This window comes from Aliiroseovarius sp. F47248L, from assembly GCF_023016085.1.
Lineage (GTDB): Bacteria > Pseudomonadota > Alphaproteobacteria > Rhodobacterales > Rhodobacteraceae > Aliiroseovarius.
In genome coordinates, this window is sequence record NZ_JALKBF010000001.1 from 2,299,314 (window position 1) to 2,318,535 (window position 19,222).

Consider the following 19,222-nt stretch of genomic DNA (forward strand, 5'->3'; position numbering starts at 1 on the left):
GAATGACGCAGCCACGACCCATCGGGCGTGACGGATGCAGAAAGGTGCGTGCTATGGACAAGTTCCAAAAACTTCATGGGATCGCGGCGCCCATGCCGCTGGTGAATATCGACACCGATATGATCATCCCCAAGGTCTTTCTGAAGACCATCAAGCGGTCCGGCCTAGGCGTGAACCTGTTTGACGAAATGCGCTATGACCGTCAGGGCAACGAGATCCCGGATTTCGTCCTGAACAAACCGCAATACCGTGATGCCGAAATTCTGGTAGCCGGTGAAAATTTCGGCTGCGGCTCCTCGCGTGAACACGCCCCATGGGCCATAGCTGACTTCGGAATCAAGTGCGTGATTTCGACCAGCTTTGCCGACATCTTCTTCAACAACTGCTTCAAGAATGGCATTTTGCCGATCATCTTGCCGCAAGAACAGGTCGAGATTCTGATGGCCGACTCCGAGAAAGGTGCCAATGCCCGGATGACCGTTGACCTCGAATCACAAGAGATCACGACCTCGGACGGAGAGGTGATTCCCTTCGAAGTTGACGCCTTTAAAAAGCATTGTCTGCTGAACGGACTGGATGACATCGGCCTGACGATGGAAAAACAAGGCGCAATTGAATCATTTGAGGCAACAGCTGCCACCCAGCGTCCATGGGTCTAAACACCTGAAAAGTTGAATGAATCATGGGGTCATCCGCTGAGGTGGCCCCATTTTCACCTTAATTTGGTGCAAAGTCGCACCAGTTTCCCCTTAAATCGACCACATTTGGCAACGCATTTTAGGCACAACTTGAAGTGGGACTAAGATGCAACGCAGTATGTTGCGATAAGAAGCAGTGACCCGCTGAATGAGGAAACGCTGACATGGATAAAGGGTGCGGCAGGTAACAGCACCCGTCCAGGTGGAAGGATTAAGGTAGTGGTAAGCCGAATGATTGGCGCAATTGCGCGAGCATTCCTGATGGTGATCTTGATTGCAACGCCGTCCATTTTGGTACCGGGGGTCAGTCAGGAATCCGGCCAGATCGTGACCATCGTCGCATTGTTTGCGGCGGCATTGACCATCTTCGAATATGCTTCGACCTATCCCGGACTGGTCGAATTTCGCGACGCCCCTCCTTTTAACCGCATCCGCTTTGCCGCGCTTTTCGCGACCGTGTTCTGTTTGTCTGTGATCGTTCGCGGCCAAACCGATCATTCCACCGCTACACAGTTCATGACCTCGGTCGGAATGCTGATCGGTCAGGCCATCGACTTCCCCTACAGCCCAGTACGCTTCGTGGTGTCGATGCTGCCCGATACGGCCAGTTTCAATGACATGGTGCTGCTACGCGCTGCAGCCGGAATGAGCTATCTGATTTCACTTCTGTCGATGGCCGTCTTCCTGATGGCGCTGCGTTTCACAGAATGGCCTGCAAAATCGACGGGAGCATTCAACGTATGGGTCAACCTTCCAACTTTCGATCCGACGACCGGGGGCGACGTCGTCCGCCGACTGGTGCGCGATGCCCGGTTCAACATTGCTCTTGGCTTCCTGTTACCGTTTGCCACGCCTATCATCATCTCTGCCGCTGTATCGCTGTTTGGCTCAGTGTCGGTGGAAAACCATCAAACCATGATCTGGACGGTTGCCGCATGGGCCTTTCTTCCCGCCAGCCTTTTCATGCGCGGCATCGCCATGCTGCGTGTTGCCCTGATGATCAGCAGCGAGCGCAAGCGCAACAAGCGCCGCGCCACCGATGGCGGGATGGCGCACGCCTGATCGGCGCAGGTTGCAAGTCTACTTTTTGCTATAATTGGATCGCTACCGCGGCACTGGCCCTTGTGGTCGGCATCGCGCCCGCCGGTGCAAAAGCGATCGACTTGCGCATCGCAACCTATAATGCCGAGATGGACAGGAAAGGCCCCGGCCTGCTGCTGCGCGAAATTCTGTCGGGCAAAGACCAACAGATCGCAGCCGTACTCTCCGTCATTACCGCTGCTAAACCCGATGTCCTAACACTTCAGGGTTTTGACCACGACATGGAAGGGCATGCACTACGTGCCTTCCAAACCAAATTGGCCGATCAGGGTCACGACATGCCGCACGCGTTCGCGGCCATGCCTAATTCGGGCTTGGCCACGGGATTGGATATGGATGGTAGTGGCCGCACCCAAGAGCCGCGCGACGCTCAGGGCTATGGCCGCTTCACCGGTCAGGGAGGGATGGTTGTTCTGTCCCGGCACCCCTTGGGCGAGGCGCGTGATTTTTCTGCCTTTCTGTGGAACGATCTGCCGGGTGCGATACCTCCGTCCCAAAATGGTGCCCCTTTCCCGTCCTCGGAAGCCTTCGTTATTCAGCGGCTAAGCAGCGTCGCCCATTGGGATGTGCCTGTGCTTCTGCCTGACGGGAGCAATCTGCACCTGTTGACCTTCCATGCAACCACGCCTGTGTTTGATGGAGACGAAGATCGAAACGGACGGCGCAACCACGATGAGATCACCTTCTGGCAACTTTATCTGGATGGCGCGCTTCCCTTTCCTTCCCCTGAAGGTCCGGTGGTTATCTCAGGCATCGCCAATCTTGACCCCGCTGACGGAGACGGTCGCCGCAACGCGATTGCACGATTGCTGCGCGACCCCCGGCTCCAAGACCCGGCACCGCGCCGCACAGGCAAGATCGCGGCGGATGACACAGGACAATCTGGTGACCCAGCGCTGGACACAGTCGACTGGCCGGAACCAACTCCGGGGAATTTGCGCGTCAGCTATGTCCTGCCCGCTCGCAACCTTCAGGTGGTAGGGTCGGCCGTGTTCTGGCCGGCAGACGATGACCCAATGCTGGATACGGTCAACACCGCCTCGCGCCACCGTCTGGTTTGGGTTGATCTGCGCTTCTGACCCTTCGTTTCTTGACGGAACATCGCTGACAGGCTAGGCCGATCCGCGATGTATTTCTCAGCAAGGACAGACCCATGACCAACCCCTCCCTCCTTATTCTGCCCGGCGATGGCATAGGCCCCGAAGTCATGGCCGAGGTCCGTAAGATCATCGGCTGGATCGGCGACAAGCGCGGTGTGACCTTCGACGTAAGCGAGGATCTTGTGGGCGGTGCAGCCTATGACAAGCATGGTGTCCCGTTGGCAGACCAGACCATGGCCAAGGCGCAAGAGGTCGATGCCGTCTTGCTGGGGGCTGTGGGTGGTCCGAAATACGACGAACTGGATTTTTCGGTGAAACCCGAACGTGGCCTTCTGCGACTGCGCAAAGAAATGGACCTGTATTCCAACCTGCGCCCGGCGCAGTGCTTTGATGCGCTGGCCGATTTTTCGTCGCTGAAGAAGGACATCGTGTCAGGTCTTGATATCATGATCGTGCGCGAACTGACTTCAGGTGTCTACTTCGGCGAACCGCGTGGCATCTTCGAAGAAGGCAACGAGCGTGTTGGCATCAACACCCAGCGCTACACCGAAAGCGAGATCGAGCGCGGTGCGCGTTCAGCGTTCGAACTGGCCATGAAGCGCGACAAGCGTCTGTGCTCAATGGAAAAAGCCAACGTGATGGAATCGGGTATCCTGTGGCGCGAGGTCGTGACCCGGGTGGGCAAAGAATACCCTGAAGTCGCGCTGTCGCATATGTACGCCGACAATGGTGCCATGCAGCTTGTGCGTGCGCCCAAGCAGTTTGACGTGATCTATACCGACAACCTGTTTGGCGACATCCTGTCCGATTGTGCTGCCATGCTGACCGGTTCGCTGGGCATGTTGCCCTCGGCCTCTCTGGGGGCGCCGATGGCCAATGGACGCCCCAAGGCCCTTTACGAGCCCGTTCACGGCTCGGCCCCCGACATCGCAGGCGAAGGCAAGGCCAACCCTTGCGCCTGTATCCTCAGCTTTGCCATGGCTCTGCGCTACAGCTTCGACATGGGTGAAGAAGCCACGCGCTTGGAAACCGCTGTCGAGAAGGTGCTGGCCGATGGCATTCGCACCGGCGACCTGCTGAACGATGAAGGCGTGACGCCAGTGTCGACGTCGGCAATGGGTGATGCGATCATTACAGCGTTGGACGCCAGCCTCTGATCTGACGCGACATTGCAACGGGCGGCCCGGCTTCTGCGTGGGCCGCTTTTCTTTTGCACATTGCATACCCATATGATCTGCATGTCAGACGTGATTTTGTATCAAGAACTACCGCGCGGACACGAAGCGGACGCTGCTGCGCTTTACTGGGAAGCCTTTGGCGGCAAACTTGGAAAATTACTTGGGCCAGACGATAGGGGACGTCAGTTCTTTACAAAGACGGTCAATCCGGCGGCCGTGATCGCCGCAACCGACGGGGCTGGTCAGCTTTTGGGTATCGCAGCACACAAAGCCGGGACCCAAGGGTTCTCAACCGCCACAACTGCCGATCTGTTTCGCCACTATGGTTTGGGGTCACTTTGGCGGCTTATCCCACTTGCAGTGCTGGAAAGGTATGCCCCGAAAGGGACCTTGCAGATGGATGGGATCTGCGTGGCGGAAACCGCACGTGGACAGGGTGTTGGATCGGCTCTGTTTGACGCCCTTTTTGGTTATGCGCGACAGAATGGATTCACACATATCACGCTTGACGTGATCGACACAAATCCCCGCGCCAAAGCGCTTTACGAGCGGCTTGGATTTATCGCAACGGACGAAGTAACAACCGGGCCATTGAGGCCGCTTCTGGGATTCAACAGCGCCACCAAAATGGTCCTGGCCCTTTAAACGCGGCAATTTGGGTCTTGCTCTTGCGCCCGGTTGAGGATATCCCGCGCGTCACGGTCGGGCTGTAGCGCAGCCTGGTAGCGCACCTGCTTCGGGAGCAGGGGGTCGGAGGTTCGAATCCTCTCAGCCCGACCATTTTCTTAACCGATGTGGCATACAACTGATCGAAACCACCCTGTCGTGGCTCGTGTCTGATCTGGTATTGGGTCAACTTACTATATGTTGAAATAAACATATTTCTCAGGGTTTCGTTGTTAAGAGCAACACGTCTTTGTTTGCTTTCACGCAACAGTCCGTGCGAACAAGACGCTTTTATACCAGACAGTAACCGACCAACGTTGACAGGGTGGCCAGCCAAGCGCTTGACTGGTGAGCGCGGAGTTTTTTAGTGAACAGGTTGGATTTATGAAAGGGTCAAGATCACATCGGCTGGCATTGTCGATTGTATCGGTCCTGGTCATTATGGGCGGGCTGTTCGTGTCTTTGGCAATTTATGCATCTAAGATGATCTGGCCAGACCCGCTGACATATCAGCACGAGATTGCTTCGGTTGATTTGTCTCCGGACGTCTTAGAGGCCGCAGACCAGCCCAATCCGGCATCCGCTTCAAAAGAGAAACAACCCAGTTCACACCTGCCGAATACAATCGCAACACTACGCAAGCCCAATACACCAGACACCGGTGGCGACACCCATCTGGTCATTTCATCTCTTGCGGCCAATGTTTCGGCACACCCGCCCTCGGCCCTGCTTGACCCGCACAGCTTTGGAACATCTTTGCGGTCAGATAATGATATATCCAACTTGCTCCCCAAACGCATTGCACAGGTAACTTCGACCGAGGCGAGTGACAAAAACGAAGGTGATGCACCTGTTTCGGTCTACTCCATGGGGGCGCCAGTCACTGACACTCCACCTAACCCTGAAATCGGCGAGATCGCAAAACCACTGGCACCAATGGCTTCCCAAATGATTCAAGCTATGGAAGACGTAGAGTATCAAATGGATATGCAGATTGCTGCTTTGGCCCGCCCGATTGACATGCCTATCGTGCCTGCGCCGCCCACCGAAGTATTTGCTTTGGCCAATACCACACCTCAGCCATTGGCCGAGACGGTATTCGCAATGGCCGAGCTGGACATCCGGCCCCAACGGGTTGACCATGTTGAGGTGCTCGCCGTGTCGCAATCGCTCAGCACGCCAGACCTTGTCGTCATCCCTGCCCCTGCGCCGGCAGCGATTGTCTACAGCGAACCTCGGCATAGCAAACCCTTGCCAATTGCCACACCAGCAATTCTGTTGGCCGCACGTTCTGACGATCTGAACCTTAGCCCACCAGAAGCCTCATCACGTGAAAGCTATGATGATCTTGTTCATCATCTGGCGAAAGTTTTGGCAGCTACGCCGCTCCCCTTACCCGGTGCCGGTATCGATGTTCTTCAGCGATCCGCACCCATCACCTCTCCTCGGCCGCAAGAAAGATTGCGCCCTGACCCGGCCCTGCCTCCTGCCCCGGAACGGATCGCCGAACCGACGCAACCGTCAGCCGAACCAACGGTCGCTGTAGTCACGCCAGCATCCGCACCCGCCCCCACATCAATCAGGTCTGATGACGGCCGCAATCGATTGTCGATCATCGGCATTTACACCACAGATGCCGCTGCTTGGGCACTTTTAGAGATGAGCGATGGCCGCATTATTAAAGCCACCAAGGGTACTCGTTTTGACGGCCTTCGAGTGACGCGCATTGGAGGCGACAAGATCTGGATACGTGATGGTGGTATGGAGAAGGGTCTGACGACCGGTCAGGTTGTCGTGCTGGAGTAGCGGTTTCGTGAGTCACTATTCTTCGTTACGCAAATAATAGTCCATCCGTTCAGTCTGATATACCAGCGTGTAGTTTTTCATTTCTTCAACAAATCGCGGATCGGCTCTCATAAACGTCATCCAAGTGGCCGAATCTGCGGCTAAGCTGATAACAGCTCGGTCTGACACGATAAGATCAGGTTTGTGGTCGAGGATATCGTTCAGGTTGTCCGTTCGATTACGCTCTACGATGTCACGAAGTTCGGCACAAAGCTCGGCTTCTTTTGCGCAATCGGTTTCCACTAAACTCCTTAACGCACCGGGATACAGCCAATTCGCAGGATAACGGCTGGTCCAATCGATCCCAAGGCGCAGAGCGACGGGCGCACCAGAATCTAACTGCATTGAATCAGACACTATACTGTCAATCGGCCCGAATTTCTGGGCAGCAAAGATCACTTCATCGGTTAATGCGCTGACATATTTTCCGCGCTCATAAAGTACAGTTATCGACAGCGCGCAGGCTAATGAGGTCAGAGCGACACTCAGCGGGCGGGACCGCGCATTGACCAACCACCATGCACCCGCCAACAACGAATAAATGATGAAAGGCACCAGTTGATAGCCAAAGCCGGTGCTTTGGACGAGAAACCCGAGCAGCGCCGAACCAGCAGCCAAGGTGAAGGTTGTATCGCCGGTATTCTGCCCTTTCCAACGAACAAGCGGCACCATTATTATCAAACCCAGCAGGATCGAAATGAACGAGATGCGCAGGACGACCCAAAGGGGGTTTTTGTATGCCGCATAGACCTTTCCTGCCATCGGCACGATGTCCGTCAGGTATTCAGGATGCCATGCAATAACCAGCCCGACATAGATCACGCCAATCGTGAGCATCAGCAGATAACGGGGATAAAGTATGGGCGCTAAGGAGCGACAGCGCCACATGTCCCGGATCAGAAACACGATCGGAAACAGCAGAAAAAATGGTTTGATGCAAATACCGATTGCAGCGAACGCGCTGCTGGCCAAAGAAGGTCCTTGCACCGGACGAACGAGATACCACATCAACCACGGGGACAAAAACAACACCAGAAGATGTTCCCGCTGTGCAATATCGCTTGCTGCACCCAGAACATAAACCACTGCCATAAACGCGAAGAACAAGGTTCGGCGCAGTGGGCTGAGATCAGAAGCCCTCCGAAAGATTGCGCCCGACCATAACAAGCTGACGCCGTACAGTAGCGCTACAAAGAAGTATTGCCCATTGGTGTCACTTATTCTTAGGCCGTCTGCGATCAGAATTGCCGGGATGGTCAGATAGAAATTCAGGGGGGGATTGACCTCGATCAGGTCAATATAAAGCTGTGCCCCATCAAGCATCTTGCGTGTCGCCACCAGATACCAAGCGGTGTCATGATTGATCGGCCAGTTCCAATAGACCATGATGAACAATGCCATGCCGCAAATGACGATCAAAACCATCGGCCATGTTGGCAAGAACGGTGTGCCGCGATGCGAAAACACCCAAAACCGTAGCGCAAGAAAGGTTGCCAAAGGTACGATCACCGCAACCAACATCATCGCCAGATAGAAGCTGCCTGTAGTGAACGTGGCGATCAGCCACACGATAAAACTGCTGGTCGCCAGCCCGGTCAAAGATACGAAGACAAACTTGGGCAAATGCTGTTTGTGATCTGGCGCGGCCACAAATGTGAAGCTTGAATGGCCCAGATATGAGATTACGACCGATACACAGAAGCCACTGAAATTCGCCCACAGTTCCGGCGCGGAGAACAGCCTGTGTGCTGTGGTGGCCACGAAGACATGTGTGATTGTCGCCACACCGCCGACACCAATGAATCGAAACAACTGAGCTAACAAAGGTCAGGCCTTTTCAAGAACGGCGCCAAGCGACAGTCCAATTGGCAGCGGTATGCGCCCCAGCACAAACTTTTCTGCCCCAAAGATCCGCCGCATCATCCCGTTCAGCCACTTTGGCGGCATGCTGTCATCAGGCGCATCACTACCGGTGAGTTTCTTGATCGCGCGTGCTGTGATCGCAAGCGGAAACAGCAGCGTGTTGAAATAGCTGCTATAGGTTACTTTCAGGCCTGCCTGAGCCGCGACCGCGGCAAGGCTGGCACGAGTGTATCGGCGATAATGATGGTGGGCTTCATCATGGTTCGACCAGAGGAACGGAAAAGCAGGCACCGTGACCAGCAGTTTGCCACCCGGTCGCAATCGTTCCGAAAGCGCACGCAGTGATGCAACATCAGGCTCGACATGCTCAAGCACATCAAAAAGCCCAATCAAATCATATGCCTGACCGTCAAACGGCACATCATCTGGCAAAGCGCCAAAAACAACATCCAAGTTAGATTTCTTGATTGCATCTGCGCGCGCAGTCTCATCAAATTCGAACCCGTCAACCGATCCAAATCTTTGCAGCAATGCCAAATTGCCGCCACTGCCGCAGCCGGCTTCCAAAATGCGTGCTTCTACCGGAAGGTTGGCGCGTCGTTGGATCAGTGTCTCGATCATGTCGCGACGTGCGACAAACCACCAATGATGCGCCTCCAACTCATTCATACGCTCATAGACGTCACGATCCATGTTGTGTCCCTTCGGCGTTGTTTTGCGGAACATATGAGCGCACGATATAAAGTGGGCGCTGTCGTACCTCGGTATAGATGCGACCGACATATTCCCCGATGATGCCCAGCGCGAACATATTCATACCGCCAAATGTCAAAATCAGAATGGCAGTTGAGGCATAACCGGGTGTGTCGACGCCAAGCAAAATGGTCCGAAAAAACAGGAAGGCGGAGTAGAGCAAGGACGCGATAGCCATCGACAGCCCAACATAGGTCCATATTCTCAGTGGCGTGGTGGAAGAGGCGAAAATCCCATCCAACGCCAGTTTCCATAACTTCCAATATGACCACTGGCTGTCGCCCTCGACGCGGGCGGGTCGATCATACTCGACCTCGGTCGTTTCAAACCCGACCCAACTAAAGATCGCCTTGTTAAAGCGCGACCGTTCGCCCATCGCACAGATGGCATCCACCACTTCACGATCAAGAAGGCGAAAATCACCCACACCGCTTGGAATGGGGTAATCGGCCAGCGTGTTGAACAGGCGATAGAACAAACCAGCGCTGGTGCGCTTGGTCCAAGTATCTGCATCACGCCGTGCCCGACGGGCATTCACAACCTTGGCGCCTTCTTGCCAACGCTCGACCATTTTCGGGATTACTTCGGGTGGGTCTTGTAAGTCTACGTCGATCGGGATGGCAGCATCACCACTTGCGTGGTTTAACCCTGCCGACAAGGCGGCTTCTTTACCAAAATTACGCGACAGACTGACCAATGAGATTTCTGGCCAGTTCGCGCGACAGGACAGGACCGTACGCTCAGTCGCGTCTCGGCTGCCGTCATTTACGAATAGATATTCAACATCGAACCTATCGCGCAGCGGGTCCAACACATCGGCGGTGCGTTCCAGAAAGACACGAATGCTTTTTTCTTCGTTGAAGACAGGAATGATCAACGAGATCAAGGGCCGGTCCCGTTCCTTCGGGCTGCTGTCATCCAGCAGCGTATCGCGGCTTGATCCTGCCATACATAAAACGCCTCAAATAAGTGCCCAAAACCGCGCGGGCGGTGGGCCTAAACTATTTGAGGCAGATTATGATAAGCCAGAGTCGCGTGGCAAGTCGCGCCAATGATTTAGTGTGCATTCGCTCACAAGCGCGGCGCTGACGCTACGCATGTGGTACGCGCACGGGCTTGCCGGTGGTCAACCCCTGCACTTTCTCGACAATCGCATCGGCATCGATGCCGTGGTGGCGATAAAGGTCGCCGATGGCGCCCGTCTGACCAAAATGCTCGACCCCCAGAGGAAGGGTCTGATGACCGACAACACTGCCCATCCACGCCAAGGTCGCGGGGTGACCGTCAATGACGGTGATCAGCTTGCAATAGGACGGCAGATCTTGCATCAGGTGCTCGATATGCGACAAAGCACCGTCATTGCCACGCGCGCGCGCGCGTTGTGCGGCGGTCCATCCGGCGTTAAGCCTGTCCGCCGATGTCACAGCCAATACACCAACGTCCCGCCGACCCTCACCGATCATACCTCCTGCCATGATGGCCTCGGATGCGACCGATCCTTGATAGGCGATCACGATCTCACAATTGGGTCCCGGTTGGCGCAGCCAATAGGCTCCGTCAATGGCACCTTGCCGGAACGCTTCGTCATGGCGTTTTCCGGGCTGCTCGATCGGGTTGGTCGTCAGGCGCAGATAGACGCTGCCGCCGGTCTCATCGCGCAGCCATGTGCGTTCGTCAGGGTCGCCTTCGCCGTCGCGTTGCAGATAGTCAAAAGCCCATTCCATGATCACAGCCAATTCGTCCGCGAAAGCAGGTTCGAACGCCGCCAGCCCATCCTGAGACATGCCGATCAACGGTGTGCCGACCGATTGGTGCGCGCCGCCTTCGGGTGCCAGCGTCACACCGGACGGCGTGCCCACCAGTATAAACCGCGCATCCTGATAGCAGGCATAGTTCAGCGCATCGAGGCCGCGGCTCACGAACGGGTCATAGACCGTGCCGATGGGGATCAGCCGTTTGCCGAACAAGCTGTGGCTCAGCCCAGCCGCGCCCAGAAGCAGCATCAGGTTCATTTCAGCGATGCCAAGCTCGATATGCTGGCCTTCGGGGGTAAATTCCCACTTCGCGGTTGATGGAATGCGGTGCTCAATGAATGCGTCCGCCTGCGCGGTGCGCGCAAACAGCTTGCGCCGGTTGACCCATGGGCCAAGGTTCGTCGTTCCCGTCACATCGGGCGAGGTCGTCACGATCCGCGCCGCCAGATTGCTGTCACCCTTGGACAGGTCGTCAAGGATTTTACCAAACGCCATCTGGGTCGAGATTTCGCGATCCGTGGCGATTTCTATTGTCGGCACGTCCAACTTGGCGTCGCTGAACCGCCGGGTGCCCTTGGCGAAGAACGGCACATCTTGCAGGAACGTCGCCAGTGCATCGGGGTCGTCCACGGTGGCAAACTGCTCCCACTCCTCGCCCTCGGCGACGCCCATATGGGTCTGCCATTTGGCAAACTGAGTCTTGTTCATCAGCCCGCCGTGGTTGTCCTTGTGGCCCGCAATCGGCGTGCCCCAGCCCTTGATCGTATAGGCCAAAAAACAGGTCGGGCGATCGTGGTCGATGGCGGTGAAGGTGTCGGCCATTGTCTGAACGCAGTTGCCGCCAAGGTTCTCCATCAACTCGGCCAAATCATCGTCCGAACGCCGGTCAATTAATGCGGTGACGTCCCCCTGATCGCCCAGATCATCCATCAGCCGCTTGCGCCACACCGCACCGCCCATGAAGGTCAGCGCCGAGTATTCAGCGTTGGGGCAGGCGTCGATCCAGTCGCGCAGCGCCTCGCCGCCCGGCTCTGCAAACGCCACGCGTTGCAACGCGCCATGCTTGATGCGGACCACGTCCCAACCGAAGGCGTCGAAAATCTTTTCAACCCGTTCAAACAGCCCTTCGCGCACGATCCCATCCAGCGACTGGCGGTTGTAATCAATGATCCACCACGTATTGCGCAGATCGTTTTTCCAGCCCTCTTGCAAGCATTCATAGATGTTGCCCTCGTCCAGTTCCGCGTCGCCGACAAGGGCCACCATCCGACCCATGGGCGCATCCTTGCCCCAGGATTTCGCTGCAATGTAATCCTGCACCATGGACGCAAAAGACGTGATCGCAACGCCCAGCCCGACGGATCCGGTCGAGAAATCCACATCGTCGATGTCCTTGGTGCGCGACGGATAGCTTTGCACCCCGCCGTAGCCGCGGAAGTTCTCCATCTTCTCGCGGGTTTGGTTGCCCATCAGGTATTGCATGGCGTGAAAGATCGGGCTGGCATGGGGCTTCACCGCGACCCGGTCTTCGGGTTTCAGCGTCGTGAAATACAGCGCCGTCATGATCGACACCATTGACGCCGACGACGCCTGATGCCCACCGATCTTGATCCCGTCCACCTTGGGCCTGATGTGATTGGCGTGGTGAATCATCCAGTGCGACAACCAGAGCAGACGTTGTTCAATAATTTTCAGCTGGGTCACATCAGTGGGCATGGTCAAATCCTTCGATCAAACAAGGTGCGACACCCGCAAATACCACGGATGTGCAAACTTTGTGTCGCCCCTGACCTGCTTACCGGTTCTTCAAGACGCTTCACAGGCGATGGCTGCTGGCATTGGCCTGGTTTACTCAGCGGCGTGCTGCATCGCCGGGGTGAGGGCTGCTTCCAGATCGGACAGGATGTCCTCGACCTCTTCCAGCCCAACGGACAGACGGATCAACCCATCTGAAATACCATGCTCAGCGCGTTCTTCCGGCGTATAGGTCGAATGGGTCATCGACGCCGGGTGTTGAATCAGTGTCTCGGCATCACCCAGTGACACTGCCCGCTGAATCAACGACAGCCGATTCATCATGGCAATTCCGCCGGCAACGCCGCCTTCAACTTCGAAGGCTATCATGGCACCCGGTTGGTCCATCTGACCTTCCGCAACGGCGTGCTGAGGGAAGCTATCGAGCCCCGGAAAGTGAACGGTTTTGACCGCAGGATGAGCTTCAAGCCAATGCGCTACAATCCGCGCCGATGCACAATGCCGGTCCATTCTCAGGGCCAACGTCTTCAGTCCGCGCAAGATCAGCATCGCATTGAATGGCGCCATTACAGCGCCGGTCATATCCTTCATACCGACAAGGCGGATTTCGGTGATCTGCTCCAGCTTGCCAACCACCAGACCAGCGACAACATCACCATGGCCGCCCAGATACTTGGTGGCAGAATGCAGCACTATATCTGCACCATGTTCGATTGGGCGCGTCAGGTATGGTGTGGCATAGGTGTTGTCGACCACAACCGTAGCCCCCGCCGAATGGGCAATGTCCGACACTGCGGCAATATCAACCAGACGCATGTTTGGGTTTGCAGGGGTTTCGAAGTAGACCACACGGGTTTTATTGCTGATCACACCGCGCAGGTTTTCAGGGTCGGTCATATCCACATGGGTGATCGTAACGCCCCATTTCGCCAACCCATGCTGCATGAAAGCAAAGGTGCAACCGTAAAGTGTTTTGTCCACGATCACTTCGTCACCAGGCGACAGAAGCGTCCACAGAACCGCTGTAATCGCCCCCATGCCCGATGACAAGGCCAAACCGGCTTCAGCGCCTTCCAGCGTCGCGATACGTTGTTCAAGCAAATCGCAGGTCGGGTTTGAAATGCGCGAATAGATATGGCCCGGTCGATCGCCCGCGAACATCTCGCCCCCGGCTTCGGCGGTTTCGAACGCGAATGTCGAGGTCAGATGAAGGGGTGGCGTCAGCGCGCCTTCGTTGTCCTGAGGATCATAGGCGTGATGGATGGCGCGGGTAGCGAAACCGGATGTGGGGGACGATGTCATGGCAAACTCCTTTGCGAATCTTGCCTACATCATGCCGCATCCGGGCTTTTAGAAGATTGCGTAATATGCCACTATTCATGTCTAAATTAGCATATACTGCCAATGAGGCCCTAATGGACCGCAAAGATCGTCAAATTATTCGCGCCCTGCAGCAGAATGGGCGTATGACCAATCAGGATTTGGCCGAGGCTGTAAGCCTGTCTCCGTCGCCTTGCCTGCGGCGGTTGCGGAACCTCGAAGCTTCGGGGGCTATTCGCGGGTTTGCAGTCGACGCCGACGCCGCGACATATGGCTTGCCAATCACGGTCTTTGTGCGCATCCGGTTAGAGCGTCACAACGAAGACGACGTAAAACGGTTCGAAAGGCGCGTCTTGTCCATTGACGAAGTGCTGGAATGTCACGTCCTGACCGGCGCGACAGATTACCAGCTTCGCGTCGTGGTATCCGATCTGGATGCGTATGAGGATTTTATCCGCAACCGCATACATCCGATTGGCGGCATCGCCTCGATCGACACCAGCTTTGTCTATGGGACGGTCAAGAAAACCGCCGTTTTTCCATTGCTGGATTAACCAAGCGTCGCGCGATCATGTGGGGCTTCAAAGTCGATATTCGGTCCTTTCGGCACCACGCCACTGGGGTTAATCGTCTTGTGACTACCGTAATAGTGGTTTTTGATATGATCCATATTCACGGTCTCTGCGACGCCGGGTTGCTGATACAGATCACGCAGATATCCCCACAGGTTCGGGTAGTCGACAATCCGGCACAGGTTGCATTTGAAATGTCCGACATAAACAGGATCGAACCGCACAAGTGTTGTGAACAGGCGCCAATCGGCTTCGGTTATGGTTGACCCAGTCAAATATCGCCGCGAGGCCAGCCGTTGGTCCAGAACATCCAGAGTTTCAAACAAAGGCTCCACCGCTTCTTCATACGCTTCTTGCGAGGTTGCAAAGCCAGCTTTGTACACCCCGTTATTGACGGTGCTATAAATGCGATCGTTTAGCGCGTCGATTTCATCACGCAGGGTGGAAGGGTAGAAATCTCCGTCCTTCGCCCCGACATCATTAAAAGCCGAATTGAACATCCGAATGATTTCGGAGCTTTCGTTGGACACGATGGTCTTATTTTTCTTATCCCAAAGAACGGGCACCGTTACCCGGCCGGTATAATCGTGCGCAGCAGTGGTATAGATCTGGTGCATGAACTCGACCCCGTTCACCGTGTCTGGCACGCCACCTTCAACGGGGTGAAAGGTCCAGCCGTCCTCGGCCATGAGCCAATGCACGACCGAGATCGGGATCATTTCCTCCAACCCTTTCAAGGCGCGGAAGATCAGCGTGCGATGCGCCCAGGGGCAAGCAAGCGAGACATAAAGGTGATAGCGATCCGGCTCAGCTTTGAAGCCGGCCTCGCCGCTGGGGCCAGCCGATCCATCAGTGGTGATCCAGTTGCGGAACTGCGCGTCCTTTCGTTTGAACCGCCCACCGCTGGATTTCGTATCGTACCATTGGTCGACCCATTTTCCGTCTTGCAGCAATCCCATGCCATGCTCCTTTGTGGTATCAGACACATGGTATGTGTTCTGAACCGGACAGCAAGGGCGGGTTTGGTAAATCCACGAAACTGTCAACTCGGCGTCATGCAGATCAGACTGACATCACACGCCCAAGCGCAGCATCAGCCATGGGTTTGCCCTTGGCAACCGCATCACGCTTGACAGGACCATAGCCGCGCATGTCCAGCGGTACGGACAGAAATGCCATCGCGTCGTCGATATTATCCTCGGTGATCTTACCGGTGAGTTGCACAAGACCGTTTTCATACCAGTCGACCAACGCCACCTCTTCTTGGCGCTCGGCGGTAAAGCCAAACGGGTCAAACATGGTACCGCGCAGGCCTTTGAACCGCGCCAAGCGGGTCAATACCGGAGTCATCCATGCGCCGAACGCGCGTTTCAACGGCCGGCCCCGCGCGTCCTTGCCCAAGGGCAGAAGCGGTGGAGCGAAATGGTATTTGACGGTGAAGCCGGGTTCAAATTCTTGCTTCAACTGCGCGTCGAAACCCGTTTGGGTATGCAGTCGTGCCACCTCGTATTCATCCTTATAGGACATGAGCTTGAACAGGCTTTTCGCCGCGACGGTTAAGACTTCATCGCGCAGACTTTCAGGTAAACCCGTCGCGAACCTGGTCAGCGTGTCCCGATAACGGTCCGCATAGGTGACGTCCTGATACTGGGTCAGAAAATCTGCGCGTTTCTCGATCAGGTCGGCAGGTGTCGCGGGCGTGTCGGGTTTCGGGTCGGTCAGCGACACGCGGTCGGGCGCGGCGGCCAAAACCCGACCCAGATCGAAGGCGCGGGCGTTCTCGGCAATCTTCACGCCGTTCAGCTGGATCGCCTGTTTCAGCGCAGCTTCAGACACAGGCACCAGCCCCATCTGCCACGCATAGCCCAGCATGATAACGTTGGCATAGACAGCATCGCCCAGCAGAGTTTCTGCGGCACGGTTGGCGTCAAAGCCAGACACGTTGCCCGACCCAACTGCCGTACGTATCGCCTGCTCGCGAACATCTATCCGCAGGCTGGCGTCGCGAGTTAGGACCAGATCGCCAGTCGGCATCTCGGCTCGGTTCAACACAACCTTGCTGCCCGGCTTGTAGTGTACCGACGCCTTTGGCGATGACGATACGACCATATCGCAGCCAATAACCGCATCAGCCGATCCCGTATCAATCCGCACTTGATGCACCTGATCTGGCGATACGCCCAGCCGGATATAGCTCAGCACCGTGCCAAACTTCTGTGCAAATCCGGTGAAATCCAGAACGCTGGAGCCTTTGCCCTCCAAATGTGCGGCCATAGTGATCAGGGCGCCAACGGTCACGACACCGGTCCCACCAACTCCGGTGACCAACAGGTCGAATGGCTCGGCGACATTTGGCAAATCGGGGCGTGCGACATCCGCGAGCATAGCAGCCACGTCCAGCTTGGATGTATCACGCTTGCGCCGCGTCGCCCCTTCGATGGTCACGAAACTGGGGCAAAAGCCGTTCAGGCAGGACATATCCTTGTTGCAGGAGGATTGGTTGATCTTGCGCTTGCGCCCGAACTGGGTTTCCAGCGGCTCGACACTCAGGCAATTGCTTTCGACCGAACAATCGCCGCAGCCTTCACAGACCAGCGGGTTGATGTAAGGCACCGTTTTCGGATCCTCCATCGTGCCACGTTTGCGACGGCGACGTTTTTCCGTGGCGCAGGTCTGTTCATAAACCAGAACGGAAACACCCGGCACCTCGCGCAATTCTCGCTGCACCTGGTCCATCTCGGACCGGTCATGGAAGGTCACGCCGCCCGGAAACTCGGCGCGGGTGAATTTGCTGATATCGTCGGACACCAGTGCGATCCGCCGGACGCCCTCGGCACGGCAGGTCTGCACGATGCCTGCCACGCTGATCGGACCATCCACGGGTTGCCCGCCGGTCATCGCCACCGCGTCATTGTAAAGGATCTTGTAGGTGATGTTGGTGCCCGCCGCGATGGCCTGTCGGATCGCCAGCGAGCCGGAGTGATACCAGGTACCTTCGCCCAGGTTCTGGAAGATATGCTTACTCCCGTTATAGAGCGACCGGGCGATCCACGGCACGCCCTCGCCCCCCATCTGCGCATAACCCGTGGTGTTGCGGTCCATCCAACTGGCCATCACGTGACAGCCAATGCCGGATGCGGCAACACTGCCGTCGGGCACCTTTGTCGAGGTGTTGTGCGGACAGCCCGAACAGAAATAGGGCGTGCGCGTCGCACCTTCGGTTTTCAGGATGCAGGGGGGCTGCGCCGTTAGCGCCTTGGCCCGCGCGGTGAAGTCTTCGCCGGGAAACACCTTGTCCAGGCGTGCAGCTACGATCGGGGCCAGCATTAGGGGGCTCAGTTCGCCTGTCCACGGGATCAATGGTTCTCCCTGACTATCGTATTTTCCAACCATCCGATTGGGTTTGGTGCCCGGCCAGTCATAGAAATACTCTTTGAACTGACTTTCGATGATGCCGCGCTTTTCTTCGACCACCAAAACTTCGGTCTTCCCGCTTACAAAGCCCAAGGCATCAGTTCGGTCCAGAGGCCAAACCATACCGATCTTGTAAATGTCGATGCCCAACGCCCTGCATTTGGCCTCGTCTACGCCCAACAATCGAAGTGCTTCCATCAGGTCCAGATGCCCCTTGCCGGTGGTAACAAACCCGAAGGTTGCGTCCGTGATGTCATAGACTGCCTTGTCAATCGGGTTGGCCTCGACAAATGCGCGCACAGCGTTGAGCTTGTGACCGATCCGTGTCTCGATCTCGGGGCTGGGAAGATCAGCCAGCCGAACATGCAATCCACCGGTCGGCACCTCGATCTCGGGATAGGTGAACTGACGATCCGGCAGCAGATCGACCGATTGACCGGATTCGACCGTTTCGGAGATGGCCTTGAACCCGACCCATGTACCGCTGAACCGCGACAGCGCGATCCCGTATTCTCCAAAGGCCAGATACTCGGCCACGGAAGCGGGATTCAACGTCGGCATGAACCACGACATGAAGGCCACGTCGGACTGGTGCGGCATGGAGGAGGACACGCAGCCATGATCGTCGCCTGCCACCACCAGAACACCGCCCTTGGGGGCCGAGCCATAGGCATTGCCGTGTTTCAGCGCATCGCCCGACCGGTCCACCCCGGGCCCCTTGCCGTACCACATCGAAAAGACCCCCTCGACTTCGCAATCGGGGTCAAGGCTGGCTTGCTGTGCACCCAGAACGGCGGTGGCGCCAAGGTCTTCGTTCACAGCGGGCAGGAAGGTGATGTTGTGATCGGCCACACGTGCCTTTTCACGCCACAGCTCAAGGTCCAGACCGCCCAGCGGCGAGCCGCGATAGCCCGAGATGAAACCCGCCGTGTTCAATCCCGCCGCCCTGTCGCGTCGCGCCTGATCCAGCATGATGCGCACCAATGCTTGTGTGCCGGTCAGAAAGACGCGGCCGGTCTCGCGGGCATAACGGTCGGACAGTTGATAGGTTGGAAAGTCGGGGTCTTGGCGTGTCATAGCTGGCTCCACAGATTCAAGACCAAGATATTTCATATGGCTTGGTGGTTTGTACCTTTCAGAGCCAGCTGTATTGCGTTAATTGGTAAACTATACCGATCAGATGCCTATCCGAGGATATTTTCA

General features: G+C 56.4%; 14 protein-coding genes and 1 tRNA gene. 8 read left to right on the forward strand and 7 right to left on the reverse strand.

Annotation, left to right across the window (positions count from 1 at the left end; translation table 11 throughout):
* The first annotated feature begins 53 nt into the window (after positions 1 to 53).
* From leuD to MWU51_RS11475, 7 genes are all read left to right on the forward strand, one after another.
* Complete coding sequence (gene leuD, locus MWU51_RS11445; RefSeq protein WP_247037312.1) at positions 54 to 659, forward strand: 3-isopropylmalate dehydratase small subunit; 606 nt, start codon at positions 54 to 56, stop codon at positions 657 to 659.
* Positions 660 to 929: 270 nt separating this feature from the next.
* Positions 930 to 1,760: a hypothetical protein gene (locus MWU51_RS11450; RefSeq protein ID WP_247037313.1), complete on the forward strand. Its 831-nt coding sequence runs from the start codon at positions 930 to 932 to the stop codon at positions 1,758 to 1,760.
* A gap of 101 nt (positions 1,761 to 1,861) precedes the next feature.
* The gene (locus MWU51_RS11455; RefSeq protein ID WP_247037315.1) at positions 1,862 to 2,878 is read left to right on the forward strand and encodes an endonuclease/exonuclease/phosphatase family protein; all 1,017 of its coding nucleotides are present in this window, start codon (positions 1,862 to 1,864) and stop codon (positions 2,876 to 2,878) included.
* Between the two features lie 74 nt (positions 2,879 to 2,952).
* A complete protein-coding gene (gene leuB / locus MWU51_RS11460; RefSeq protein WP_247037317.1) occupies positions 2,953 to 4,056 on the forward strand; it encodes a 3-isopropylmalate dehydrogenase in 1,104 nt (367 codons plus the stop codon).
* A gap of 81 nt (positions 4,057 to 4,137) precedes the next feature.
* On the forward strand, positions 4,138 to 4,722 hold the full coding sequence (locus MWU51_RS11465; RefSeq protein WP_247037318.1) for a GNAT family N-acetyltransferase: 585 nt from the start codon (positions 4,138 to 4,140) through the stop codon (positions 4,720 to 4,722).
* Positions 4,723 to 4,780: 58 nt separating this feature from the next.
* A tRNA-Pro gene (locus MWU51_RS11470) sits at positions 4,781 to 4,857 on the forward strand.
* 270 nt (positions 4,858 to 5,127) lie between these two features.
* On the forward strand, positions 5,128 to 6,549 hold the full coding sequence (locus tag MWU51_RS11475) for a hypothetical protein (protein WP_247037319.1): 1,422 nt from the start codon (positions 5,128 to 5,130) through the stop codon (positions 6,547 to 6,549).
* A gap of 15 nt (positions 6,550 to 6,564) precedes the next feature.
* Here MWU51_RS11475 and MWU51_RS11480 read toward each other — a convergent pair whose 3' ends face one another.
* From MWU51_RS11480 to MWU51_RS11500, 5 genes are all read right to left on the reverse strand, one after another.
* Positions 6,565 to 8,013 carry a hypothetical protein gene (locus MWU51_RS11480; RefSeq protein ID WP_247037320.1) on the reverse strand — a complete coding sequence of 483 codons (1,449 nt, stop codon included), beginning with the start codon at positions 8,011 to 8,013 and terminating at the stop codon, positions 6,565 to 6,567.
* A 402-nt stretch (positions 8,014 to 8,415) separates the two neighbouring features.
* Positions 8,416 to 9,144: a class I SAM-dependent methyltransferase gene (locus tag MWU51_RS11485; protein WP_247037321.1), complete on the reverse strand. Its 729-nt coding sequence runs from the start codon at positions 9,142 to 9,144 to the stop codon at positions 8,416 to 8,418.
* Positions 9,134 to 10,153 carry a glycosyltransferase family 2 protein gene (locus MWU51_RS11490; protein ID WP_247037322.1) on the reverse strand — a complete coding sequence of 340 codons (1,020 nt, stop codon included), beginning with the start codon at positions 10,151 to 10,153 and terminating at the stop codon, positions 9,134 to 9,136. Before MWU51_RS11490 ends, MWU51_RS11485 begins: the two co-directional genes overlap by 11 nt.
* Before the next feature lie 142 nt (positions 10,154 to 10,295).
* A complete protein-coding gene (locus MWU51_RS11495; RefSeq protein ID WP_247037323.1) occupies positions 10,296 to 12,674 on the reverse strand; it encodes a 1-deoxy-D-xylulose-5-phosphate synthase N-terminal domain-containing protein in 2,379 nt (792 codons plus the stop codon).
* Positions 12,675 to 12,806: 132 nt separating this feature from the next.
* Complete coding sequence (locus MWU51_RS11500; RefSeq protein WP_247037324.1) at positions 12,807 to 14,015, reverse strand: methionine gamma-lyase; 1,209 nt, start codon at positions 14,013 to 14,015, stop codon at positions 12,807 to 12,809.
* A gap of 113 nt (positions 14,016 to 14,128) precedes the next feature.
* On the opposite strand from MWU51_RS11500, the gene MWU51_RS11505 reads away from it, so the two are divergent.
* Positions 14,129 to 14,587, forward strand: a complete 459-nt coding sequence (locus MWU51_RS11505) for an Lrp/AsnC family transcriptional regulator (RefSeq protein ID WP_247037326.1) — start codon at positions 14,129 to 14,131, stop codon at positions 14,585 to 14,587.
* Here the strand turns inward: MWU51_RS11505 and MWU51_RS11510 are convergent.
* Both MWU51_RS11510 and MWU51_RS11515 read right to left on the reverse strand, forming a co-directional pair.
* The gene (locus tag MWU51_RS11510; RefSeq protein ID WP_247037328.1) at positions 14,584 to 15,564 is read right to left on the reverse strand and encodes a glutathione S-transferase family protein; all 981 of its coding nucleotides are present in this window, start codon (positions 15,562 to 15,564) and stop codon (positions 14,584 to 14,586) included. The two genes, MWU51_RS11505 and MWU51_RS11510, sit on opposite strands and share 4 nt — an antisense overlap.
* A 103-nt stretch (positions 15,565 to 15,667) precedes the next feature.
* Positions 15,668 to 19,096: an indolepyruvate ferredoxin oxidoreductase family protein gene (locus tag MWU51_RS11515; RefSeq protein WP_247037329.1), complete on the reverse strand. Its 3,429-nt coding sequence runs from the start codon at positions 19,094 to 19,096 to the stop codon at positions 15,668 to 15,670.
* Positions 19,097 to 19,222 lie beyond the last annotated feature (126 nt).